The sequence below is a fragment of the Flavobacterium xueshanense genome, assembly GCF_900112975.1.
In the GTDB taxonomy this organism is placed as follows: domain Bacteria; phylum Bacteroidota; class Bacteroidia; order Flavobacteriales; family Flavobacteriaceae; genus Flavobacterium; species Flavobacterium xueshanense.
Map to the genome: position 1 here is coordinate 75608 of NZ_FONQ01000004.1, position 24771 is coordinate 100378.

Genomic DNA, 24771 nt, shown 5'->3' on the forward strand with positions numbered 1-24771 from the left:
TTTTTTTACCCAGATCGCTCGGGTATCCGCAGTAGTTAGCGCAGTTTTGTAAACTGTGAGCACAACAAGAAGCAAATAAAATAATAGACAAATTAGATGGGATTGCTTCGTTCAGTACAATGAATTAAACCGATTAATCAACAGCAATTTTTCAATATAGCGGGGTTTGGGTTTAATTTGAAGTTGGTTTTGTACTTGCAAAGTCCGTGTTTAACCGAAAGTTTCGGCTTCCTAATTCCGCCACATCGCCCAGCGGCCAAATGTTATAGCCAATGCTATAAACGACACAACGATAACGAACATTTTACATAAATAGTATGACAAAAGTTTTAATTACAGGGGCAACAGGAAATGTTGGGACAGAAGTGATAAAGTCATTGCAAAACATTGACCATCAACTTGACATTTATGCTGGAGTTAGAAACTTAAATGAAGACAGACTTAAATTATCCAATTACAAAGTAAATTTTTCTCTATTTGACTTTACCGATGTTGAGACGTACAAAACCGCTTTGAACGGCTGTGAAATCCTTTTTTTATTACGACCGCCACAAATTTCAGAAGTAGAAAAATATTTTAAACCTATCATTGACACTTGTAAAAAAAACGGAGTTAAACATATTGTATTCTTATCAGTTCAGGGCGTTGAGAAAAGTAAAATGATACCGCACCACAAAATTGAGAAACTAATTGTTGACAGCAAAATACCATACACGTTCTTACGACCTGCTTATTTTATGCAAAACTTTACAACTACTTTGCATAAAGACTTAGTGAATAAAAAAAGAATTTATCTACCTGCTGGTAACGCAAAATTTACTCTGGTTGACGTTCGTGACATTGGTGCAGTTTCTGCAACTATCTTGACAAACATATCGGAGCATATTAATAAATCGTATGAATTAACTTGTAATGTAAAGTTGACGTTTTTGGAAATGGCAAGAATATTAAGCGACATTTTAGGAATTGACATTCAATATATATCACCAAACCTTATAAGTTTCTTCCTGACAAAAAGAAAAGAAAAAATACCAACGATGTTTATTCTTGTGATGATTATGCTTCACTATTTCCCAAGATTTCAAAAAGAGCCTGAGACAACTTACTGGGTGCAGAAAATCGCCAATAGACAACCAACAACATTTGAACAATTTATAAATGACAATAAAAAAGCACTTACCGAATGAGAATAAGCTCCCAATCGCCCGGAGATCCACAAGCGTTAGCGCAGTTTTGCAAACTGTGCCCACAAAGAGAAGCAAATAAAATAATAGCCCAACTGGATGGGATTGCTTCGTTACTTGCAATGACTTAAGCCAATCGCTTGGATATCCACAAGCATTAGCGCAGAATTGCAAACTGTACAAACAAAGAGAAACAAATAAAATAATAGAAAACAATATTGGATGATTTTGGACTTGAACGTCATATTGCCGAGAGAGGAAAAATAGCGTTCGAAATGCTTTAGGCCGAAATAGATGATATTATTTTAATGGATTTGGAACTACAGAATATATACTTAAAACAATGAATTCAAAAATTCTTGTTATTGGCTCAACTGCTGATTTTACTTAACTGGATTTGAAAAATCCAGATCAGAAACAATGAACGATTGTATTGCAAAACCTGTTGATGAAACACCAATGTAAGGCAAGATAATTGGCCTTTCAAATAAAGCAGAAGTGAAAACATAGATTTAATTTTTTGTTATCAAAAAAGAAATAGGTAAAACTAGTAACGAGTTAAAAAATTATTTTTATTAGTTATTTGTCGAAAACAAAGCTTTTAGTAATTACCACTATTTAATCCTAATTGTAAACTATCATTTACAGCACATATTGGTAATTTTTAGTTAATTCAAATTAGCATAATAGCTAAAAAACTTTTCAAAACGACAATCTTATAACTAAATACTAAAATTTTATAACTTATCCGGCAGTAATATTTTAACATTTGTATAGTGGCAAATAAGTCACAAAATAATCAAACCAATTATGAAATTAAAAAATACACTATCTACCCTCGCTATGCTATCGGTAGTATTTTTTACCAGTTGTACTAATGATAATGTTGAGAACTCAACTTCTAATTCCTCTGCTGTTGCAAAATCAGATGGTTCACCTTCTACTATATTTGCGGTAAATGAAACTTATAACATACCAACAAAAATTGGTTCACAGAAACCAGTAAATCTTGGCATTGCAGGAGATTTTGCAATTTTATCAAAAACAGGAATTACAGATGTTTATAAATCAGCTATTACGGGTGATATTGGTTCAAGTCCAATAACTGGTGCTGCTATATTAGTTAGATGTACAGAAGTAGTAGGAACAATATACACCGTTGATGCTGCCGGTCCGCTTCCATGTAGTGTACCTAATGCTACAAGATTAACAGCTGCTGTTGGAGATATGCAAACCGCCTACACTGATGCAGCAGGACGAATTAATCCTGATTTTCTGAATTTAGGTGCCGGAAATATTGGAGGAAAAACACTGACACCTGGTTTGTATAAATGGACAACTGCGCTTACTATTCCAACGGATATAACTATTTCTGGTAATTCAACTGATGTTTTTATTTTCCAAGTAGCCGGTACTCTTAAATTGAGTTCCGCAGTTAGAATGACTTTAACAGGAGGAGTACAAGCCAAAAATATTTTTTGGGTAGTTTCCGATGCCGTAACATGTGGAACAACTAGTCATTTTGAAGGAAACATATTAGGAATGACCGGAATCAATTTTCAGACTCATGCAACAATAAATGGAAGATTGTTAGCACAAACTGCCGTAACACTTCAAATGAATGACGTAACCAAGCCCTAATAATTGTAGGCAATAAAAATATAAAAAATAGTCCTTCCGATTTTGGAGGTCATTGAAAAACAACGCTTGTTTTTGATTATCGTAATTTTTCAGAAAATAAAAAACGCTTATAACAGGATTTTAAACATCCTTTATAAGCGTTTTTCTTTTTATAATTATTTTTTATTAAAAGTTGTCTAAGTCTTTTTTTGACTTCTTTAGATGCATTTTGCATCATGCGGGTGTAGTTTGCATTTCCTACATTAATTTCAGTATTTTTTTTTAGTTGAATGCGAAAATTGCTATTGCTCCCTGCATTTACATATTGGTAAGTCCATACGATATTCCTCTATCATAACCATGTACATTTTTTAACCCGATCGCTCTGGTATCAAAATTGTTAGCGCAGTTTTACAAACTGTGCCCACAACGAAAAGCAAATAAAATAATAGACAAACTGGATGTGATTGCTTCGTTCCTCGCGATGACTTAATCCAATCGCTCAGAAATAAACTCTGGAAGCAAAAAGTTTTAACCCATTAAAAAACCAACAGATGGAAGTACCAATTACCCCCCGCTGGCGAATGCGTCCCGCTCAGGAACGTAATAAAAATCATTTATTTATTCATTTTTCGATATTGTCAGGAAACAAAATTATACTTACGAGCGGAACGCTCAGAATAACGTAAAAACAGCGACAAGAAAAACTCAAGTTTCAGAAAACCGAAAAAAAAATTGAAAATAAATTTATGATTGAACAACTTGAAGATAATTCCACTGCGGCTCGTTTTCAACGAGTGCCAGTTTAATTTATGGCATAATCGTATCGTTTGCAACGCAGATTTTTATTACTTTTATTAAATCAAATTCTTCATTATTTCTTAAAATGAAATAAAATGAAACCCGATCGCTCATATACCCATAATCGGTAACGCAGTTTTGCAAACTGTGCTCGCAACGAGAAGCAAATAAAATAATAGTCCAACTGAATGTGATTGTGTCGTTCCCCGAAATGGCATAATCCAATCGCTCACAAATAAACCCAAAATCATCAAAAAAGTACTAACGCATTAAACAAAACAAACCAATGAAATTACTGCTTAGCACCTTATTTTTAATATTCAACCTGACTGTATTCGCACAATCGAATGCATTTGCTGGTAATTATAATCGCACCTTTAGCAAAGAAGGAGATTATTTAATTGAATATAAATTGACCTTAAATCAAGATGGAACATTCGTATTTCATTCATATTCTAAAATTAAAAATGGATTTCCGCCTGAAGTACATAATTACGGAAAAGGAAAATGGACTGCCAAAGACAATGTGATTTCCTTTTCTTCCAACAAACAAGAAGACTTTGATGAAAAAAATACGTTGGATTTCAATAAATCCAAGGCGAGATTTGTAACTAAAAATCCCCGGGATAAAAGTGACCGAATCATCAAGACCAGACTTACTTTTGTTGAGTCAGAAATTCGCTGGATACAAAGACTGGATGTTTTTAAAATATAACTACGCACTATAACGTTGGTGTATAATTCCATTTCTTGGCGTTCATCACAAAAATGATAGAGTAAAAGAACTGATAAACTGGATGCGATTGCTTGGTTCCTCGCAATGATTTCCCTAGTTAACGCAAGTTATCCGCTCATAAAAATAAACGGATTTACATACATTATTTATGGAAATTCGGTTTAGCGGGACTCTAGCGCGAATCTTTACTAAAAAAATATTTCTTTCGTTATTATAAAAATAAAACGTAGTTGATAGCCCTGATGGAAGCAGCATCTCCCGATTTAGAAAAACAAGGCTTTTTCAGCCGTAGATTTTATTAATCGGGAATACAGCGGACAGCAGGACAATTCGTTATTGAAAGCACTATTTGTTCTGCTCTTAAAAAAACACAACTTACCCATTCATAATTCTTACCGATTTCTTTTTAATACCAATTTCTAAATTCCTAATTTGCACCCTTAAATTAGAAAGAGAAAATGAAGGTCTGTATTGCCGAAAAACCAAGTGTAGCGCGCGAAATCGCATCCGTATTGGGAGCTAATACCAAGCACGACGGGTATTATGAAGGCAATGGCTATCAGGTAACATATACTTTTGGGCACTTATGTACCTTGAAAGAACCGAACGATTACAAACCCCATTGGAAAAGCTGGGATTTAAATAACCTGCCTATGCTTCCCGACAAATTTGAAACCAAAGTGGTCGAAAATTCGGGAATCCAAAAGCAATTCCGAATCATAAAAAGCCTGTTTGACAAAGCCGAATTGGTCATCAACTGCGGGGATGCCGGGCAAGAGGGAGAACTCATTCAGCGCTGGGTGATGAACGAAGCCAATTATAAAGGCGAGGTACAACGCTTGTGGATTTCATCCCTAACCACCGAAGCTATAAAAGAAGGTTTTGAAAACTTGAAACCATCCGCCAACTACGATAATCTATATTACGCAGGATTTTCCAGAGCCATTGGCGACTGGTTACTCGGTATGAATGCCACGCGTTTGTATACCGTAAAACACGGCGGATACAAGCAAGTTTTGTCTATTGGAAGGGTGCAAACCCCTACTCTCGCCATGGTCGTGGACCGATTCAAGGAAATTGAGAATTTCAAGCCGCAACCTTATTGGGAGTTGCAAACCTTATATCGAGACACGCTGTTCAGCTATGAGGAAGGACGTTTTTTGAAAAAGGAAGATGGCGAAATCCTAGCCAATAAAGTCAAAGAAAGCGAGTTTGAAATTGTCTCTGTTGAAAAAAAGAACGGCAATGAATTTGCACCAAAGCTGCTTGATTTAACAGGATTACAAGTGTATTGTAATACGAAATTTGGCTTTACCGCAGATGAAACACTGAAAATTGTACAGACTTTATACGAACAAAAAGTAGTCACGTATCCGAGAGTCGATACCACGTTTTTGCCAAATGATATCTATCCAAAAGTGGCTGGGATTCTGAAAAACTTGACGAATTATGCCGCGTTGACGCAACCGCTTTTGGGAAAAAAAATTAAAAAATCGGCTAAAGTTTTCAATGATAAAAAAGTTACGGATCACCACGCGATTATTCCAACCGGGATTCAAACCAACTTGCAATACAATCAGCAACAAGTTTATGACATAATTACCAAGCGTTTTATTGCCGTGTTTTACGACGATTGTTTGGTAGCCAATACCACCGTAATTGGGAAAGCAGCCGATGTAACTTTCAAAACGACGGGAAAAGAAATCCTAAAAAAAGGTTTTCGAATAGTTTTTGAAGACCCAAACGCCAAAGAAAAAGAAGCTGATATATTACCCAGTTTTATTGTGGGTGAAAAAGGACCGCACGAGCCCTCGTTTTTAGAAAAAGAAACTAAGCCACCAAATCAGTTTACGGAAGCCACTTTATTGCGCGCCATGGAAACCGCGGGCAAACAGGTTGACAACGAGGATTTACGTGATTTGATGAAAGAAAATGGAATTGGTCGTCCATCCACACGAGCTAATATTATTGAAACCCTTTTTAAACGCCAATATATTGTTCGGAATAAAAAACAAGTATTGCCAACACCTACAGGAATTCAATTGATTGATACCATTCAAAATGATTTAGTAAAGTCGGCTGAACTCACGGGTTCTTGGGAAAAGCAATTGAAAGATATTGAAAAAGGAACCTTTACCGCCGGTTCGTTTATCAATAATATGAAGCGCATGGTGGAAAATTTGGTGTATGAAGTACGCAGTGAAACGAGACGCGCCAATATTTCGCATGCAGGAAGTATCCAAAAAGAGGTTGCTAAAGTAGAAAAAAAGAAAGCAGTCGGAATTTTGGCGGAAGCCTGTCCGAAATGCAAAAAAGGAATACTTATAAAAGGAAAATCTTCGTATGGCTGTTCCGATTATAAAGCGGGTTGCACCTTTTTATTGCCTTATACTTTTGCAGAAAAAAAAATATCCGAAAATCAATACTTGCGATTGCTTCAAAAAGGATCTACCGTAAACTTGAAAGACTTTAAAACGAATGCTGGCGTTGTGGAAGGTTTAATTCGCTTTGACGAAAATTTCCAACTCATTTTAGAACCCAAGAAAACTTTGGCGAAAGCCGTGCCGGACGAATTAACCTGTCCGAAATGCCAGAAAGGAACCGTTCTGAAAGGAAAAACAGCTTATGGTTGCAGTCAGTATAAATTGGGTTGTGATTTCAAAGTGACATTTGATATGGTTAGAGCGAAACTAAAAGATCAAAAACCGACCAAAGAATTGGTTTATACTATTTTGAAAGAAAACAAAAATAATTGCTGATTTCTGATTAACGATTTTTGATTTCTGATTTAAGGTTAATAAAAATTAGATTCTGGATTTAAGAGGTTTATAATATCTGAAATGCTTCGCCACTTCGCTATCCCTCTGGTCAAAAATCGTTAATCTAAAAATCAAAAATCTTTCTATTTTATTTTTTCATAATTTAGCTTAATCTAAATAACTACAAAAATCTAAACTTATGTTCCAAAAAACGACTTTTTTATTGCTTTTGTTAGCCATTGTTTCCTGTAAAGATTCGGATGCAAATGAAAAAGAAAAAATCAAAGCTGCCAATTGGCTTTTGGGAAATTGGGAAAGCAAATCAGTTGAAAGCAATCTAACGGAAAATTGGAAAAAAGTAAACGACAGCACGTTTCAGGCGGAGTCTTACTTCATCAAAGAAAAAGACACGTTGCATTTTGAATCCATTACCTTGCAACAAAAAGGCGAAGAATTAACGTATTCAGCTGCCGTAAAAGGACAAAATAATGACAAACCAGTCGCTTTCAAATTGACAACTGCAACAGAAAAGCAAATGGTTTTTGAAAATCCAAAACATGATTATCCTCAAAAAATAAGTTATACCCAAATTACACCAGACAGTTTAGTGGCAAAAATTTCGGGAGTCCAACAAGGAAAACCCAGCTCCGAACAGTTTTCGATGAAAAAAATCAAATAAAACTTTAACATATCGGTTCCATTCAAAACCTTGCTCAAAAAAAGTAAGGTTTTTTTTAATAAAAAAATCCCATCTCCTTTTTTACCGTAAATGGGATTCTATATTTCGAAAAGATTTAACTGTTATTTCAAACCAGCCAAACTGTGTTCGATAGTTTCAATTTTTGCCAAAGCGTCGGCTTCTTTTTGTCTTTCGTTTGCCAATACTTTTTCTGGCGCACCGGCCACAAATTTCTCATTTGCCAGTTTGTTTTGAACTGATTTCAAGAAACCTTGCGTATACACCAACTCTGTCGTAAGTTTAGCAATCTCCGCTTCTACGTCAATGTTTCCGGTGATTGGAATAAAATATTCGTTCGATTTTACACGGAAAGATAACGCTCCGTCCACTTTATCCGAAACATATTCCAGTGTAGTAATGTTTCCTAATTTTGTCACTACCGAATCAAAATAAGTGGAAGCTTTATCGTTGTTTACTACTTTCAATTCGATGGTGTCTTTGAAAGGAATATTTTTGTCTTTACGAATCGTCCTGATTCCAGAAATCACTTCAATCATATTTTCAAAATCAGCAATCAAACTGGCGTTAAACGGTTTCATTTCAGGCCAAGCTGAAACGATTAATGCTTCTTCTGTAGTTCTTTCAGCAAGAATTTGCCAAATTTCCTCTGTCAAGAATGGCATAAACGGATGCAGTAATTTCAAGTTGTTTTCCAGCATTGCTATGGCTTTCGCCAAAGTTACGCTGTCAATTGGCTGCTGGTACGCTGGTTTTATCATTTCGAGAAACCATGAACAGAAATCGTCCCAAACCAATTTATAAATTCCCATCAACGCTTCGGAAATTCTATATTTTTCAAAATTATCTTCGATTTCCAAAAGCGTTTGTTGCAATTTGGCTTCATACCATTCAATCGCAACTTTCGATGATTCTGGTTGCGGTATGGCATCTGAAACTTCCCAACCTTTAATTAGTTTGAAGGCATTCCAGATTTTATTGGTAAACGCCTTTCCTTGATTGCACAATTCTTCATCAAACATAATATCGTTTCCTGCAGAAGCGCTCAAAAGCAATCCCACACGAACTCCATCAGCTCCAAATTTTTCGATTAAATCTAAAGGATCAGGTGAATTTCCTAATGATTTAGACATTTTGCGTCTTTGTTTGTCACGAACCAAACCAGTCAAATATACATTTGTAAATGGTTTTTTGCCTGTGTATTCGTAACCCGCTATAATCATTCTCGCCACCCAGAAAAACAGAATATCCGGTCCGGTAACTAAATCATTCGTTGGATAATAGTATTTAAAATCTTCACTTTCCGGATCCATAATTCCTCCAAAAACTGACATTGGCCACAGCCAAGAAGAAAACCAAGTATCCAAAGCATCAACGTCTTGTCTTAAATCTTTTGTTTCAAGTTTAAAGTTTAAAGTTTTGGCTTTTGCCAATTCTAAAGCGTCTTCTATATTCTCGGCAACTACGAAATCTTCTTTTCCGTCACCATAGAAATACGCAGGAATTTGTTGTCCCCACCACAATTGACGAGAAATATTCCAATCACGAATGTTGTTCAACCAGTGTGCATACGTATTATTAAACCGAGCTGGATGCAATTTGATTTCACCATCTTCCAAAACAGATTTAATAGCCGGTTTTACCAAATCTTCCATTTTCAAGAACCATTGGTCAGACAAACGAGGTTCGATTACCGCTTTCGTTCTTTCAGAAGTTCCAACTTTGTTCAGGTGAATTTCTGTTTTTGCTAAAGCACCAATTGTTTCTAATTCTTTGGCAACAGCCTCACGAACCACAAAACGATCTTTTCCTTGGTAATGCAATCCAAAACTATTCAAAGTAGCATCTTCATTGAAAATATCAATAATTTCCAAATTGTGTTTTTCGCCTAAGGTCTTATCATTCATATCATGCGCCGGAGTTACTTTCAAGCAACCTGTTCCAAATTCGATATCAACATATTCATCTTCAATAATTGGAATTACCCTTCCGCAAATGGGTACAATCGCTTTTTTGCCTTTCAAATGAGCAAAACGTTCGTCATTTGGATTGATACAAATTGCGGTATCACCAAAAATAGTTTCCGGACGTGTCGTAGCAATCGTCAGAAAGTCTTCACTTCCTTCTATTTTATATTTTAGGAAATACAATTTTCCTTGTTGTTCTTCATAAATTACTTCTTCATCAGACAAAGTCGTTTTGGCTTCGGGATCCCAGTTCACCATTCTGTATCCTCTATAAATCAAACCTTTGTTGTATAAATCCACAAAAGAACGAATTACTGATGCTGACATATCAGGATCCATAGTAAACTTAGTTCGTTCCCAGTCACAAGAAGCTCCTAATTTTTTTAATTGATCCAAAATTACACCACCATATTTATCCGTCCATTCCCAGGCATGCGCCAAGAATTCTTCTCGAGTTAAATTATTTTTATTGATTCCTTCCGCTTTTAATTTAGCAACAACTTTTGCTTCAGTCGCAATGGATGCGTGATCCGTACCCGGAACCCAACAAGCATTGAACCCTTTAAGACGCGCTCTTCTAATCAATACATCTTGAATCGTGTTGTTCAGCATGTGTCCCATGTGCAAAACTCCAGTCACATTTGGTGGTGGAATCACAATGGTATATGGTTTTCTGTGATCCGGCTCCGAATGAAAATAATTATTTTTCATCCAATAGTCATACCACTTATTTTCAATAGTTTTAGCGTCAAATTGTGCAGGAATTGTCATTTTATCGTAGATTCATTTACTCGTTAAATTCAATTGTTTGTTGCTTAAGTTAAACTGATAACAAAAGCAACAGGTACATTTTATACTTTGGTCTAATATTTGTAATTAAAGTGCGGAACAAAAGTAAATAATTAAGTAGATTATAAAAAGAGAAATAAAAATTTGTGCATTAATTAAAAGAAACTAATTTTACTAAATGATTTTAAATAAATGAAAATGAAAAAAACTATAATTTTATTCGCATTCGCATTGATCAGTAGTATTGGTTTTGCTCAAAATGGCCCTAAAATTGTATTTTCTGCCAAAGACAACACTATAGATTATGGACAGGTTACGAAAACTGAGAACGGTACACGCGATTTTATCTTTACTAATACTGGAAACGCTCCACTAATTATAACCAATGTTCTTTCTACCTGTGGTTGCACCATTCCTACGAAACCAACTGAGCCAATCATGCCAGGTAAAACAGGAAAAATAACTGTAAAGTACAATATGGCTCCGGGACCAATTCGAAAAACAATTACTGTTGAATCGAATGCAGTAAATTATGATGGGGGAAGAGTTGCGCTGAAAATAAAAGGAGAAGTGATTTCCAATTAACACATTATAGAATAAGCTAAAAACGCTTTTGAATTACTTCTGAAGCGTTTTTTTGTCATAAGATATCGTCCAGCTTAAACCGGAACTTTAAAATTTGGCTTTCCCGTTCAACCTCAATATCAATCCACTTATCCTCTACCGACTTAAAAAGAAAATTGATTTCTTGCAAAGAATATTGATAAGGAATGTTGTTATTAATCTTTATAATAATATCTCCTTTTTGCAATCCTGCTTTTGCAGCTGGAGAATTCTTCCTAACATTAGCTATTTCATAAATAGGTTTCAATTTAAATTTATATTTAAAATCAGTAGTTATGCTAACCCCGCTGGATTCATTGTATTTTGTACTTAACGGAACTGTTTCCATTCGGACAGTTTCCTGAACCCATTGCAAACCATTGTGCTGTATTTCGACACCACTTTTATTATAACTGAAAGGAGCTTGATAATCACTATTTTTTTTAAAATAAAGTTGCTGTTCCCTATAATCAAATACGACCGTAAACCGTCTCATGATTTCGCCTCCTACTGATCCCATTCGGTCTGGCACCATTGTAACGTTTCTAATTGAAATTGAGTCTGGAAAAGCCACAACCGGATTATTGAAGATAAAATCCCCCATTTGAAATTTCTCAATTCGGGCTCTTTTGCCTTCAACATCGCCACTAAAACCCCTCCCCAAAAAATCATCAAAATTTCTCTCCGGAACTTTAATCCATTTTGAGCGATCCTGAAACAACCAAACTGCATCGCTGTTGCCAATATCAACCAATACTTTAACTGGCACATCGCGATTATTCTGAAAAACGCTGCTTTTTAAATATGGTTTCGCATTTTCGATAGTAATAGGAATGGAGCTGAATTTTTTAGCCATTTTAGTTCTGTTTTTGGCCGTGTCTTTGTAAACAATAACTCTTCTTTTTCGGTAATCAATTTCGACTAAATTATTTCTAAAAAACTGGTATCCTATAATACCGTTTACGGGAATACCAATGTGAGATGATAAATTAAAATCAGGGTCTAAAACAATGTAAAGCATGTGATTCCTATTCTTTAGACTGCTAAATTCCAAAATATTATTTGTCGATTTCAATCCCTCGACAGCCTCTTGGCTTCCTAAACCTTTTAACAGTATTTTTTCGATATTAAAAAAACGGACCTCTTTTTTATCTTCTAAACTGAACAATATGGTTTCAACTACACCGGTGTCCAGCAAAAAATTTAATTCTATCCCATTCACTTTAATAGGTACAAAAACCAAATTATTGATTAATTTGAAGGGAACACTTATTTTATTAGCTTCTTTTTCAAACTGGAATCCTTGTTGCGAATAAACTGAACAAGTATAGCAGTACATGAGTAATAAAAAGAGCGGTTTTTTCATTATTTTTTCTTTTCCATAAAATTAATAAATAAATTATATCAAAATGCAGATTTAACAATATATACACGTTTTGATTATTATAAATCCGGAAAAAAAATTGCAAATTTGCAATTCAATAATTTAAGACTATGCCAACAATATCAAACAAAGGCAAACAAATGCCAGAATCGCCAATTCGAAAATTGGTTCCCTATTCAGAAATTGCTAAGAAAAAAGGAAATAAAGTCTATCATTTAAACATTGGTCAACCGGATATAAAAACGCCAGAAGTTGCCATGAATGCTGTAAAGAATATTGATTTAACTATTTTAGAATACAGTCATTCTGCCGGAAATGAAAGTTACAGAAAAAAATTATCGGCATATTATATCAATCAAGGTATTTCGGTAAATATCGAGGATATTATAATTACGACCGGCGGATCAGAGGCACTTATGTTTGCCATGGGAAGCACGATGGATCAAGGCGATGAAATTATTATCCCAGAGCCTTTTTATGCAAATTATAATGGATTTTCAACGGCTTCAGGAGTTACTGTTGTCCCTGTAATTTCGACAATAGAGACTGGTTTTGCTCTTCCGGCTGTAGAAGATTTTGAAAAACTGATTACGCCAAAAACAAAAGCAATACTTATTTGCAATCCAGGAAATCCAACTGGATATTTATATTCTAAAGAAGAAATCATGCAACTGGCAGCATTGGTCAAAAAACATGACTTGTTCTTAATCTCTGATGAAGTATATCGCGAATTCACTTATGATGGCGATGTACATTATTCTGTAATGAATGTTCCCGGACTTGAAGAACACGCTATCATGATTGATTCTGTTTCTAAAAGATACAGTATGTGTGGCGCAAGAATAGGATGTATTGTTTCTAAAAACAAGGAAGTGATGGCTGCTGCGATGAAATTTGCGCAAGCAAGATTAAGTCCGCCAACCATTGAACAAATAGCAAGTGAAGCCGCTCTGGACACGCCGCAAAGTTATTTTGACGAAGTAATTTCAGAATATAGAGAACGAAGAGACACTCTGATTGTAGAGTTAAATAAAATAGATGGCATTATTGTAAGCAAACCAAAAGGAGCTTTTTATTGTATCGCGCAACTACCGGTAAACAACGCTGATGCGTTTGCACAGTGGCTTTTAGAAAGTTATGACTTAGATGGTGAAACTGTAATGGTCGCACCCGCAGCTGGCTTTTACTCGACCCCTGGAATGGGACTAAATCAGGTTCGAATCGCTTATGTTTTGAAAAAAGAAGACTTAATAAGTGCAGTACGCATACTAAAAGCAGCAATTCCTGTTTATAATGCAACACAAACAAAAGCGTAATAAAAGTATGCTTTAGATTTACTCATTGAGTAAACGGAAGGATTTTATAAAAAGGCAATAACACACCCGTTATTGCCTTTCTTTTTAGGTCCAAAAAACAAATAAGAATCTCCTGATAAACCGATAAAGTAGTCTTAAATAATAAGAGCGATAGAAATTCTTTAATTTTTATTATTTATCTTTACCGCTTAAATAATTATACCCACTATAATAGTTGCTTTTAATGATAAAAAACGAAGAATTTCAAGACGAATTAGGAGACAATCATGTTAGTTTATCCGCAAACAATCCAGTAAGAGATGATGCTTTTGACATTACTGATGATGAAAAAATTGAAAAAATAAAAAAAGACGTCGAGAGTATTCTAATCACACTTGGAATGGACTTGACCGATGATAGTTTAAAAGGCACACCCAATCGTGTTGCTAAAATGTTTGTGACGGAAATTTTTGGAGGTTTGAATCCTGCAAAAAAGCCAAAAGCTTCCACATTTGACAACAATTACAAATACGGTGAAATGTTAGTTGAAAAAAACATCATCGTATATTCTACCTGCGAACATCATTTATTACCCATTATAGGAAGAGCGCATGTGGCTTATATTTCTAACGGAAGAGTTATTGGTTTATCTAAAATGAACCGTATAGTGGAATATTATTCCAAAAGACCTCAGGTTCAAGAGCGCTTGACGATGCAAATTGTTCAGGAATTACAAATTGCTTTGGGTACCGAAAATGTAGCTTGCGTGATTGATGCCAAACATCTTTGCGTAAATTCAAGAGGAATTAGTGATATTGAAAGTAGCACTGTGACATCCGAATTTGGCGGAAAATTTAAAGATAGTGTAACGCGCAGAGAGTTTCTGGATTATATTAAATTAGAAACAAAGTTCTAAGTAACCCGATTCATTTAGTATCCATAAATTCCTAGCCCTGATGGAAGCGGCATCCTTTTTATGGCTTCTTTAGCCATGAAAAGATACAGCAAACAGCAGGAAATGGCTCAAAAAAATAAAAAAATGCCTTTATACAATACGCAAACGCTTAAAATATACAATTCTCTTTCGGGAGAAAAAGAAACATTTACACCCATACACGAAGGAAATGTTGGGATGTATGTTTGTGGGCCAACGGTTTACAGCAATGTGCATCTTGGAAACGTGCGTACTTTTATGTCTTTTGACGTGATTTTTAGGTATTTTCTACATTTAGATTACAAGGTGCGCTATGTTAGGAACATTACGGATGTGGGCCATATTGTGGATGATGTGGATGAAGGCGAGGATAAAATTGCCAAAAAAGCGCGTCTAGAGCAACTAGAACCGATGGAAGTCGTACAACGTTATACCGTAGATTTTCATAATATTTTAAATGAATTTAACTTTTTGCCACCAAGTATTGAACCAACGGCAACGGGTCATATTATTGAACAAATTGAAATTATAAAGACTATCATTGAAAAAGGAATTGGTTATGAAGCCAATGGATCCGTTTATTTTGATGTGGTAAAATTCAATGAAACCAATCATTACGGACGATTAAGCGGCCGGAATATTGAGGATATGCTTGCCAATACCCGCGATCTTGACGGACAAAGTGACAAGAGAAATCCACAGGATTTTGCGCTTTGGAAAAAAGCGGAAACCCAACATATCATGCGTTGGCCTTCGCCTTGGAGCGATGGATTTCCAGGATGGCACTTAGAATGTACCGCAATGAGCACTAAATATTTGGGTAATCATTTTGACATTCATGGTGGCGGAATGGATTTAAAATTTCCGCATCATGAGTGCGAAATTGCACAAAACGAGGCCTGTACCGGACAAACCCCCGTTAATTATTGGTTACATGCCAATATGCTGACTTTGAACGGTAAAAAAATGGCTAAATCTACGGGAAATAATATTCTGCCAAGAGAAATATTGACGGGAGAAAACACGATTTTGAGTAAAGCATTCTCAGCATCGGTTGCACGATTTTTTATGTTACAGGCGCATTACCGAAGTATTCTTGATTTCTCTGATGACGCCATTGTTGCTGCCGAAAAAGGATACAAACGATTAATGGAAGCGATGCATTCATTAAAAGAGATCAATACTGGCACAAAAAGCACGGTTGACATTATTGCTTGGAAACAATCCTGTTATGATGCGATGAATGACGATTTTAACACGCCAATTTTGATTGCGCAGTTGTTTGAAGGTGTTCGATTTGTCAATTTATTAAAGGATGAAAAAGAAACTTTGAATGCCGATGACTTAAACTATTTTGCAAAAACAATGCATGCATTTGTTTTTGACGTTCTAGGTTTAGAAGATGAAAAAGTTTCGGACAGCAATAACGATAAGTTAGAAGGAACGGTGAATATGCTTATCGAAATGAGAAAACAGGCCAGAGACAACAAGAATTTTTCTTTGTCTGATCAAATTAGAGACCAATTAATTGCTTTGGGAATTCAGTTGAAAGACGGAAAAGAAGGAACAACATTTAGCATTTAGTGTTCAGTAATTCGTTTTTAATGATTAGCGCAGAATTTCAAATTGAAACTAATAAAATATGATTTCAAAAATCCTCATATTTCCTTTTGTAGTATTAGTTCGATTTTATCAAGTTGCGATTTCTCCATTTACCCCTTCAGCTTGCCGATTTGAACCGACTTGCTCTTCCTATATGATTCAATCCTTACAAATTCACGGTTTGTTTTACGGAGGATTTTTGGGAGTAAAACGCATTTTGAGTTGTCATCCTTGGGGGAAAACGGGCTATGATCCTGTTCCAAAAAAAACATGCAATCACAAACATTAACATTTTTTGAGTATAAATTTACATTAAAACTCTATTTTTACGACTAATATACAAATTTTACACTAAATGACACACGCTTTAAACATCGTTTGGAATCCATCAGAAGGAATCGATTTAGGCTTTTTTATCATTCGATATTACAGCTTAATGTTTGTAATTGCTTTTGGATTAGGCTGGTACATCATGAAAAACATCTTCGATCGAGAAGGTGAATCGATAGAGAAATTGGATTCTTTGTTTATCTGGACTGTGTTGGCAACCTTAATTGGTGCGCGTTTAGGACACGTTTTCTTTTACGATTGGGAATATTACCGCAATCATTTATTGGAAATTATTTTACCTTTTCGATTTAGTCCGAGTTTTGAATTCACCGGATATCAAGGTTTAGCAAGTCATGGTGCTGCTATTTCTATAATAATTGCCATGTATTTTTATAGTAAAAACATTTTGAAAAGACCACAATTATGGATTTTAGACCGTGTTGTTATTCCTGTAGCGAGTGGCGCTATTTTCGTCAGACTAGGCAACTTTTTTAATTCGGAAATTATTGGTCATGAAACCACATCTTCTTTTGGAATAAAATTTATTAAAGATCATTTTAGTCCGATGGATGCCGTCAATGCTACTCAAATAGCGAATCCTAAAGACGCCTATACAGCCATCGCAACAGATCCTAAATTCGCGACTTTACTGGAACAGGTTCCTGCGAGACATCCTACGCAATTGTATGAAGCATTTTGTTATATTTTTGTTTTTGCAATCTTATTTTTCATGTATTGGAAAACCGAAAAAAGAAAATATACTGGATTTATTTTTGGAATGTTCCTTGTTCTTTTGTTTACAGTTCGTTTTATAGTGGAGTCCGTTAAGGAAAGTCAAGGTGGTTTCGAAAGCGCTTTAGGCTTGTTTTCAACAGGACAATGGCTCAGTATTCCATTTATACTTATAGGACTGTATTTCATTTTTACAGCTCAAAAAGAATTAACGAATTAAAAAATCATTTCGTTTCGAAAAAAAAGCGTTAACTACATCACAGTAGTTAACGCTTTTTTGTAGAGAAAATAAAAATTCAAAATCAATGTTTTTTGTATTATAAATGGAGTTTTTTTGTAAACCAGCATTAGAAATGTGACGAATATTTGGTCGAATGTCATTCTGTTAACTTCGCAAGTGAATCCTATCGCTAAGTCATCTGCGAAGGCAAAACCTTTAGACAAGCGCTCCGTTTCCGTATCTGTAATCATTGATCCGATACTTCCTAACACATAAATAGAAGGCGATTCAAAGACTAGTTTCCTTGCCAGAAAGCCAATATTAAGAACATATTTCTTTACATCCTACAGCTTTGTAAATTTCTCCCGTTTAGCTAAATAATCGGGTTCATCATGTGCAACGAAATACAAATTTAAGCGGTGGTGTTTTGCAAAAGTAAGGCTCTGGTCGCGGTACTAATAAATATTTAAAGCTATTTCTATCCTTTATTTTGTAATATAATTGCAACTTGAAATACTGGTTTGTATCTGTATAATTTCTATTTTTAAATTCATTTCCTAATCCATAAGCGAAACCAAATTAAATTCTATTGCCTTTATCTTGCGCATAAAATGGGATTGCACTGCCAATAATAATTATAATTAGAAGTGCTTTGTTATTCATAAAATTTAAATTTAAAAATCATACAGTTACGAATTAAAAATTTCACTTTAGATTGTAGTTAAAAAAAAAAGAGATTCAACTTACGCTGAATCTCTTTTTAAAAATTATAGAAAAAAATTTAGGCTTCTAAATGTGCTCTTTCAACCTTATTTTTATCTTCTTTTGAGATTGTATCCACTAATACTGGTGTAGCGATAAACAATGAAGAATATGTTCCTACTACGATACCTACTAACATAGCAAATATAAATCCTCTGATTGAATCCCCACCAAAAACAAACATGATTAACAAAACAACAATCATTGTTAATGAAGTATTGATTGTTCTGGACATCGTTGTATTAATTGACTGATTTACAATGTCAGAGAACGTACCTTTAGTTTTACCGGCTAAAAACTCTCTAACCCTGTCAAATACAATAACAGTATCGTTCATAGAATATCCAATAACAGTTAGAATCGCAGCGATAAAATGTTGATCGATTTCCATCCCAAAAGGCATGAATTTATAGCATAATGAATAAATTCCCAATACAAAAATAACATCATGCGCAATAGCTGCAATAGCTCCTAAACTGTATTGCCACTTTCTGTAACTGATCATTAAGTATAAAAACACTATTGCCATTGCTCCAAGTACTGCCCAATATGCATTAGTTTTAATATCCTGCGCTACTGTTGGACCAACTTTAGAAGCTAATAAAACTCCTACTTTTTTACCATCGTAAGCATTTATAAATTTATCATACGTCATATCTGCTGAAAAATGTTGTTTTAAAGTCGCAAATAACAATTTATTCACTTCTTCATCTGCTTTTATTCCTGGTTCTTGAACTTTAAATTTGGTAGTTATTTTTAATTGATTATTATTACCAAAAACTTTTACTTCAGCACTACCATCAAAAACTTTTGCTAATTCTGCTTTTACAGTTTCTGTTTCAATTGGTTTTTCAAAACGCACTTGGAATGTTCTTCCTCCCACGAAATCAACTCCCTCATCCAAACCGTTTGTTGCTAATGAAATAACACTAATAATTACAACGATACTAGAGAACAAATAAGTCCATTTTTTCATTCCTAAGAAATCAAAATGAAAGTTGTTGAACATGTTCTTAGAAAAATTTGTTACAAAAGTCAAATTATTCTTTTTGCTTATATTCCAGTCAATGAAGATTCTTGCAATAAAGATTGAAGTAAATAACGAAGTTACTATACCAATCAATAAAGTAGTAGCAAAACCTTTAATTGGTCCTGAACCAAAAATAAATAACACAGCTCCAGTTAAAATATGAGTTACATTCGCATCTGTAATGGATGACATCGCACCTCTCCAGCTGTATGAAGTTTTAACCGCTTCTTCCAGAGTTTTACCAGCACGTAATTCTTCTTTCGCTCTTTCGTAAATAATGATATTTGCATCCACTGCAGTACCCATCGTAAGAACGATACCCGCAATACCCGGTAATGTTAATACTGCTCCAAGACTTGCTAAAATTCCGAATAAGAATAATAAGTTAACCGCTAGTGCAACATTTGCATACCATCCGGCTTTACCATAATAGATCATCATCCAAAGTGATACTAAAAGTAATCCTATCAAAGCGGAGTTAGTACCATTGTCAATTGCTTCCTGACCCAAGGATGGACCTACAACTTCTGACTGAACAATATCCGCAGCTGCAGGAAGTTTACCCGCTCTTAAAACATTTGCTAAATCTTTAGTTTCTGTTACATCAAAAGCCCCTGAAATTTCAGATCTACCACCTGAGATTGGGCCTGTAGAAACTCCAGGTGCGGAATAAACGATATCATCAAGAACAATAGCGATATTGCTTTTTTGAGTATATGCTCTACCAGTTAGTTCTTCCCAAGCTTTTGCACCTTGACCGTTCATTTGCATCGAAACAGCCGGTTTACCACTTTGATCAAATGTATCACTTGCATCAGTAATTACGCCACCGCTCATTGCAGGCACGTTATCTCTATTACCTTTTAAAGCGTATAATTCTACAGCATCAATATCTTTTGCTTTAGCATCTTTAATTATCATTGGTTTACCCCAAACAAATTTTGCATATCGTTGGTCACCTGCTAATAAAATTCTAACATTAGCTCTTTTCAAATATCCGTTTACAACGGCAGTATCTTTTGGAGAGAAAAGTCCTAAAACCGGACCTCCGCCTTGACCAATAATTTTATCAAATAAAGGATTTTCTCCTTTTTTAGTAGCAGTTGAATCTTTAGCATCAGTAAGTAACGCACTTAAAGAATCTTTCACAACTGGTTTTACTTCAGTCGTGTTGATTTCAGTTTTTTTCAATGACTCATTAGCAGCCATTAAAAAGTTACCTATTTCTTCAATTTTGTATGTTTCCCAAAACTGTAATTGAGCTGTGCTTGATAATAATTTTTTAGCACGATCTACATCTTTTGCACCTGGAAGTTCAACAAGAATTTGACCTGAATTTCCTAATTTTTGAATATTAGGCTGTGTTACACCAAATTGATCGATACGTTTTCTTAAAACTCCAAAAGCACTTTCTACAGACTCATCTACTTTTCTGGAGATAACCTTTTTTACTTGTGCATCCGTCATTTGAAAATCTACTCCACCTTCACCTTGCAAACTTCTGTTAGCAAAAATATCAGGAGAAGCTAATTTTACAGTTCCTTTTGAATTGGCATCAAAAGCATCAAAAAACTTATCTAAATACGATTTATTCCCTTGTGAATCTGCAGTTGCATCAGCCAAAGACTTATTGAAAACTGGATTCTTAGAATTATTAGATAATCCTTTTAAAATATCTTTAACAGATATTTGAAGTATAACATTGATACCACCTTCTAAGTCAAGACCTTTATTGATCTGCTTATCACTTACTTCATTAAAAGTAAAATTAGTAAACCCAAGATTAAATACTTCTTCTTTACCAATAGAATCTAAATATTTTACTTCTTTGTCAGCATTTCCATTAGCAAAAGATTTTGCATCGTTTTTTACTTTGCTTGCGACAAAAGTGAAAGAAAGTTGGTAAATACTTACCAATGCAAATAGAATTGCGAAAAATTTAATAAGTCCTTTATTCTGCATTATTACTAAAAATTAATTATTTTTTATTTATTTATTTTTGCTTTAAACCTTGTAAAACAACATTTTACATCCATTTTTAAATTTAAAAAAGAATCTCAATAGTTACTTCATTTTTTTTAAACCGAGCAAATATATAATTAACGTTAAGATTAACCAATTTATTTATAGATTAATCTCAAGAAAAAGACTGCAATGATGCAGTCTTATCTTTTTTATATGTAAATTTTATACCAAAATCGATTTTAAAGCGTCATTCATTTGTCTAACGGCATCAGCACTTTTAGCAAATAAGGTTTTTTCAGCATCATTTAGTTTAATGTCAAGAATTTCTTCCACTCCATTTTTACCAATAATACATGGAACACCAATGCAGATATCATTTTGACCATATTCTCCTTCAACGAAAACAGAACAAGCGATCATTTTCTTTTGGTCATTCAAAATACTATCCACCAAAAAAGCAACTGAAGCTCCCGGAGCATACCAAGCCGATGTTCCAAGAAGTCCTGTAAGTGTAGCTCCACCTACCATAGTATCCGCAGCTACTTTTTGTAATTGTTCTTCCGAAAGAAATTGTGAAACTGGAATTCCGTTGTAAGAAGCTAATCTTGTCAAAGGAATCATAGTAGTATCACCATGTCCACCGATAACCATTGCTGAAATATCATTAGCGGGTTTGTCTAAAGCCAAAGATAAATACGTTCTGAAACGAGAACTGTCTAACGCTCCACCCATCCCAATAATTCTATTTTTTGGCAATCCAGTAGATTTTAATGCCAAATATGTCATGGTATCCATAGGATTTGAAACCACTACAATAATAGTATCCGGCGAATGCTTCAATACATTTTCAGCAACTGTTTTCACAATTCCTGCATTAATTCCAATTAGTTCTTCACGAGTCATTCCTGGTTTTCTTGGAATTCCTGATGTAATTACCACTACATCACTTCCTGCTGTTTTAGAATAATCATTGGTAACACCTGATACTTTGGTATTAAAACCTGTATTAGTGGCACATTGCATGATATCTAATGCTTTCCCTTCAGCAAAACCTTCTCTAATATCCAATAACACTACTTCGCTGGCAATTCCTCTATAAGAAATTACATCCGCACATGTTGCTCCTACATTTCCTGCTCCTACAATGGTAACTTTCATATTTTAAAGTTTATTCGGTTAATTGTTAATTTGGTTACTTGTTTTTGTGTTAATCTATTCAAATAAAAACGAATGATTACATTACGTTACGCATCTATATTTGCGTAAACTGCATTTTTCTCAATAAATTCTCTTCTTGGCGGCACCTCATCACCCATTAACATAGAGAAAACTCTATCGGCTTCCGCCAAACTGTCAATAGTTACCCGACGCAACGTTCTAAAACTTGGATCCATTGTGGTTTCCCATAATTGCTCCGCATTCATTTCTCCAAGACCTTTATAGCGTTGAATTCCTGCGCTTCCGCCCATTCTTTCATTTGCCTGATCACGTTGTACGTCATTCCAAGCGTATTCTTTCTTGTTTCCTTTTTTGACTAAATATAAAGGTGGTGCTGCAATATATACGTGCCCTTCTTCAATTAATTCTTTCATAAATCTAAAGAAGAACGTTAAAATTAAAGTAGAAATGTGACTACCATCGACATCGGCATCACACATAATGATTACTTTATGGTAGCGTAACTTTTCAATATTTAATGCTTTACTATCCTCAGCAGTTCCTATCGTAACGCCTAGTGCAGTAAATATATTCCGAATCTCTTCGTTTTCAAAAACTTTGTGATGCATTGCTTTTTCTACGTTCAAAATTTTACCACGTAAAGGTAAAATAGCTTGAAACGCACGATCACGACCTTGTTTTGCGGTTCCTCCCGCCGAATCTCCCTCGACAAGGTATACTTCACATTTTGCAGGATCTTGCTCTGAGCAGTCTGATAATTTTCCTGGTAATCCACCGCCACCCATTACGGTTTTGCGTTGTACCATTTCACGCGCTTTTTTGGCTGCGTGACGCGCTTGTGCTGCAAGAATTACTTTTTGAACAATAATACGGGCGTCATTTGGATTTTCTTCCAAATAATTTTCAATCATTTCACTGACCGCTTGACTTACCGGAGAAACAACTTCTCTGTTTCCAAGTTTGGTTTTAGTCTGTCCCTCAAATTGTGGTTCAGCAACTTTTACCGAAATAATTGCCGTTAATCCCTCTCGGAAGTCATCACCCGAAATATCAAATTTCAATTTGTCTAACATTCCAGAGGCATCTGCATATTTCTTTAGCGATCTGGTTAAACCAGTTCTGAAACCTTGTAAGTGTGTTCCTCCCTCGTGCGTATTGATATTGTTTACATAAGAAAAAATATTTTCCGTGTAACTGGTGTTGTAAATTAAAGCTACTTCAACTGGAATTTCTCCTTTGTCATTATCCATAGAAATAACATGCGCTATGATTGGCTCACGATTTCCATCTAAATATCGGATATATTCCTTAAGACCTTCAGTTGAATGAAAAATTTCTGAAACAAAATTTCCGTCTTTATCTAATTCTCTTTTGTCTGTAAAGGTAATTGTAATTCCTTTATTTAAATAAGACAACTCACGCATACGAGCGGATAAAGTATCATAAGAAAACTCTATTGTTTGCGTAAAGATGCTTGGATCCGGATAAAAAGTTACAATAGTACCTCTCTTAGTAGTTTCCCCAATTTGCTTAACTGGATACAACGCCTTTCCTTTTTCATATTCTTGCTCATATACTTTTCCATCACTACTGTGAACAGTAGCTCTAAGATGATTCGATAAAGCGTTTACAACAGAAACCCCAACACCGTGAAGTCCTCCAGAAACTTTATAAGAATCTTTATCAAATTTTCCTCCAGCACCAATTTTGGTCATAACAACCTCCAATGCCGATACACCTTCTTTTTTATGAATCCCTACCGGAATACCACGTCCATTATCTTCAACAGAAACGGATCCATCTTCATTAATATCAACTATTATGGTATCACAATGGCCTCCCATTGCCTCATCTATAGAGTTATCTACAACCTCATATACTAAATGATGTAGTCCTCGAACACCCACATCTCCGATATACATCGAAGGACGCATTCTTACGTGCTCCATTCCTTCTAATGCCTGAATACTATCTGCTGAATAACTGTCCTTTTTGATTTCTTCGCTCATATATATTTTATTCTAAAAAATGTAATTTTTGTATAACACGCAAATATATAAAAACGCAAATTATATAACCGTTAAAATCCCTTTTTAAGCCCTTAAGTTATTAACATTTGTTCATATAATTATAAAAAAAATGCTCTCAAAATTGAGAGCGTTCTTCATTTATAAATATTGAA

General features: G+C 34.8%; 18 protein-coding genes. 12 read left to right on the forward strand and 6 right to left on the reverse strand.

Annotated elements, in window-relative coordinates; genetic code table 11:
* Window positions 1-317 precede the first annotated feature (317 nt).
* The 6 genes from BMZ76_RS05985 to BMZ76_RS06010 all read left to right on the forward strand — a co-directional run bounded on the left by BMZ76_RS05985 (window position 318) and on the right by BMZ76_RS06010 (window position 7779).
* On the forward strand, window positions 318-1187 hold the full coding sequence (locus BMZ76_RS05985; RefSeq protein ID WP_091203860.1) for an NmrA family NAD(P)-binding protein: 870 nt from the start codon (window positions 318-320) through the stop codon (window positions 1185-1187).
* Window positions 1184-1315 carry a hypothetical protein gene (locus BMZ76_RS16295; protein WP_262987275.1) on the forward strand — a complete coding sequence of 44 codons (132 nt, stop codon included), beginning with the start codon at window positions 1184-1186 and terminating at the stop codon, window positions 1313-1315. The genes BMZ76_RS05985 and BMZ76_RS16295 overlap by 4 nt, the downstream gene beginning before the upstream one ends.
* 679 nt (window positions 1316-1994) lie before the next feature.
* On the forward strand, window positions 1995-2825 hold the full coding sequence (locus BMZ76_RS05990; protein ID WP_091203863.1) for an ice-binding protein: 831 nt from the start codon (window positions 1995-1997) through the stop codon (window positions 2823-2825).
* Window positions 2826-3891: 1066 nt separating this feature from the next.
* Window positions 3892-4320: a copper resistance protein NlpE N-terminal domain-containing protein gene (locus tag BMZ76_RS06000; RefSeq protein WP_091203867.1), complete on the forward strand. Its 429-nt coding sequence runs from the start codon at window positions 3892-3894 to the stop codon at window positions 4318-4320.
* A 479-nt stretch (window positions 4321-4799) separates the two neighbouring features.
* Window positions 4800-7100, forward strand: coding sequence for a DNA topoisomerase 3 (locus tag BMZ76_RS06005; RefSeq protein WP_091203869.1), 2301 nt, complete (start codon window positions 4800-4802; stop codon window positions 7098-7100).
* A gap of 199 nt (window positions 7101-7299) precedes the next feature.
* The gene (locus BMZ76_RS06010) at window positions 7300-7779 is read left to right on the forward strand and encodes a DUF6265 family protein (RefSeq protein WP_091203871.1); all 480 of its coding nucleotides are present in this window, start codon (window positions 7300-7302) and stop codon (window positions 7777-7779) included.
* 122 nt (window positions 7780-7901) lie between these two features.
* Here BMZ76_RS06010 and BMZ76_RS06015 read toward each other — a convergent pair whose 3' ends face one another.
* Window positions 7902-10535 (reverse strand): valine--tRNA ligase, encoded by a 2634-nt coding sequence (locus tag BMZ76_RS06015; protein WP_091203872.1) that lies wholly within the window; start codon window positions 10533-10535, stop codon window positions 7902-7904.
* A gap of 216 nt (window positions 10536-10751) precedes the next feature.
* On the opposite strand from BMZ76_RS06015, the gene BMZ76_RS06020 reads away from it, so the two are divergent.
* The gene (locus BMZ76_RS06020) at window positions 10752-11138 is read left to right on the forward strand and encodes a DUF1573 domain-containing protein (protein ID WP_091204118.1); all 387 of its coding nucleotides are present in this window, start codon (window positions 10752-10754) and stop codon (window positions 11136-11138) included.
* A gap of 55 nt (window positions 11139-11193) precedes the next feature.
* On the opposite strand, the gene BMZ76_RS06025 is transcribed toward BMZ76_RS06020, so the two are convergent.
* Window positions 11194-12522, reverse strand: a complete 1329-nt coding sequence (locus BMZ76_RS06025; protein ID WP_091203874.1) for a PDZ domain-containing protein — start codon at window positions 12520-12522, stop codon at window positions 11194-11196.
* A 128-nt stretch (window positions 12523-12650) separates the two neighbouring features.
* Between BMZ76_RS06025 and BMZ76_RS06030 the strand changes: the two genes are divergently transcribed.
* From BMZ76_RS06030 to lgt, 5 genes are all read left to right on the forward strand, one after another.
* Window positions 12651-13856 carry a pyridoxal phosphate-dependent aminotransferase gene (locus BMZ76_RS06030; RefSeq protein ID WP_091203876.1) on the forward strand — a complete coding sequence of 402 codons (1206 nt, stop codon included), beginning with the start codon at window positions 12651-12653 and terminating at the stop codon, window positions 13854-13856.
* A gap of 223 nt (window positions 13857-14079) precedes the next feature.
* Window positions 14080-14751: a GTP cyclohydrolase I FolE gene (gene folE / locus BMZ76_RS06035; protein ID WP_091203878.1), complete on the forward strand. Its 672-nt coding sequence runs from the start codon at window positions 14080-14082 to the stop codon at window positions 14749-14751.
* A gap of 123 nt (window positions 14752-14874) precedes the next feature.
* Complete coding sequence (gene cysS, locus BMZ76_RS06040; RefSeq protein ID WP_091204120.1) at window positions 14875-16353, forward strand: cysteine--tRNA ligase; 1479 nt, start codon at window positions 14875-14877, stop codon at window positions 16351-16353.
* Between the two features lie 58 nt (window positions 16354-16411).
* Window positions 16412-16660, forward strand: a complete 249-nt coding sequence (gene yidD / locus BMZ76_RS06045) for a membrane protein insertion efficiency factor YidD (protein WP_091203880.1) — start codon at window positions 16412-16414, stop codon at window positions 16658-16660.
* Between the two features lie 66 nt (window positions 16661-16726).
* Window positions 16727-17653, forward strand: a complete 927-nt coding sequence (gene lgt, locus BMZ76_RS06050; RefSeq protein WP_091203882.1) for a prolipoprotein diacylglyceryl transferase — start codon at window positions 16727-16729, stop codon at window positions 17651-17653.
* 32 nt (window positions 17654-17685) lie between these two features.
* Here the strand turns inward: lgt and BMZ76_RS15980 are convergent, their stop codons facing one another.
* The 4 genes from BMZ76_RS15980 to gyrB all read right to left on the reverse strand — a co-directional run bounded on the left by BMZ76_RS15980 (window position 17686) and on the right by gyrB (window position 24598).
* Entirely contained in the window at window positions 17686-17904 is a 219-nt protein-coding gene (locus BMZ76_RS15980; protein WP_208857639.1) for a hypothetical protein, read from the reverse strand.
* 530 nt (window positions 17905-18434) lie between these two features.
* The gene (gene secDF / locus BMZ76_RS06060) at window positions 18435-21407 is read right to left on the reverse strand and encodes a protein translocase subunit SecDF (RefSeq protein ID WP_091203884.1); all 2973 of its coding nucleotides are present in this window, start codon (window positions 21405-21407) and stop codon (window positions 18435-18437) included.
* 225 nt (window positions 21408-21632) lie between these two features.
* Complete coding sequence (mdh, locus tag BMZ76_RS06065; RefSeq protein WP_091203887.1) at window positions 21633-22568, reverse strand: malate dehydrogenase; 936 nt, start codon at window positions 22566-22568, stop codon at window positions 21633-21635.
* Between the two features lie 86 nt (window positions 22569-22654).
* Window positions 22655-24598: a DNA topoisomerase (ATP-hydrolyzing) subunit B gene (gene gyrB, locus BMZ76_RS06070; RefSeq protein WP_091203890.1), complete on the reverse strand. Its 1944-nt coding sequence runs from the start codon at window positions 24596-24598 to the stop codon at window positions 22655-22657.
* Between the last annotated feature and the right edge of the window lie 173 nt (window positions 24599-24771).

Excerpts from the sequence above, each read along its gene's own strand:
- cysS (WP_091204120.1), top strand. The coding sequence starts at position 14,875 with ATGCCTTTATACAATACGCAAACGCTTAAAATATACAATTCTCTTTCG.
- lgt (WP_091203882.1), top strand. The coding sequence starts at position 16,727 with ATGACACACGCTTTAAACATCGTTTGGAATCCATCAGAAGGAATCGAT.
- gyrB (WP_091203890.1), bottom strand. The coding sequence starts at position 24,598 with ATGAGCGAAGAAATCAAAAAGGACAGTTATTCAGCAGATAGTATTCAG.
- BMZ76_RS05990 (WP_091203863.1), top strand. The coding sequence starts at position 1,995 with ATGAAATTAAAAAATACACTATCTACCCTCGCTATGCTATCGGTAGTA.
- BMZ76_RS06010 (WP_091203871.1), top strand. The coding sequence starts at position 7,300 with ATGTTCCAAAAAACGACTTTTTTATTGCTTTTGTTAGCCATTGTTTCC.
- secDF (WP_091203884.1), bottom strand. The coding sequence starts at position 21,407 with ATGCAGAATAAAGGACTTATTAAATTTTTCGCAATTCTATTTGCATTG.
- mdh (WP_091203887.1), bottom strand. The coding sequence starts at position 22,568 with ATGAAAGTTACCATTGTAGGAGCAGGAAATGTAGGAGCAACATGTGCG.
- BMZ76_RS06005 (WP_091203869.1), top strand. The coding sequence starts at position 4,800 with ATGAAGGTCTGTATTGCCGAAAAACCAAGTGTAGCGCGCGAAATCGCA.
- BMZ76_RS06000 (WP_091203867.1), top strand. The coding sequence starts at position 3,892 with ATGAAATTACTGCTTAGCACCTTATTTTTAATATTCAACCTGACTGTA.
- BMZ76_RS06030 (WP_091203876.1), top strand. The coding sequence starts at position 12,651 with ATGCCAACAATATCAAACAAAGGCAAACAAATGCCAGAATCGCCAATT.
- BMZ76_RS06025 (WP_091203874.1), bottom strand. The coding sequence starts at position 12,522 with ATGAAAAAACCGCTCTTTTTATTACTCATGTACTGCTATACTTGTTCA.
- BMZ76_RS05985 (WP_091203860.1), top strand. The coding sequence starts at position 318 with ATGACAAAAGTTTTAATTACAGGGGCAACAGGAAATGTTGGGACAGAA.
- BMZ76_RS16295 (WP_262987275.1), top strand. The coding sequence starts at position 1,184 with ATGAGAATAAGCTCCCAATCGCCCGGAGATCCACAAGCGTTAGCGCAG.
- BMZ76_RS15980 (WP_208857639.1), bottom strand. The coding sequence starts at position 17,904 with ATGATTACAGATACGGAAACGGAGCGCTTGTCTAAAGGTTTTGCCTTC.
- folE (WP_091203878.1), top strand. The coding sequence starts at position 14,080 with ATGATAAAAAACGAAGAATTTCAAGACGAATTAGGAGACAATCATGTT.
- BMZ76_RS06020 (WP_091204118.1), top strand. The coding sequence starts at position 10,752 with ATGAAAAAAACTATAATTTTATTCGCATTCGCATTGATCAGTAGTATT.
- yidD (WP_091203880.1), top strand. The coding sequence starts at position 16,412 with ATGATTTCAAAAATCCTCATATTTCCTTTTGTAGTATTAGTTCGATTT.
- BMZ76_RS06015 (WP_091203872.1), bottom strand. The coding sequence starts at position 10,535 with ATGACAATTCCTGCACAATTTGACGCTAAAACTATTGAAAATAAGTGG.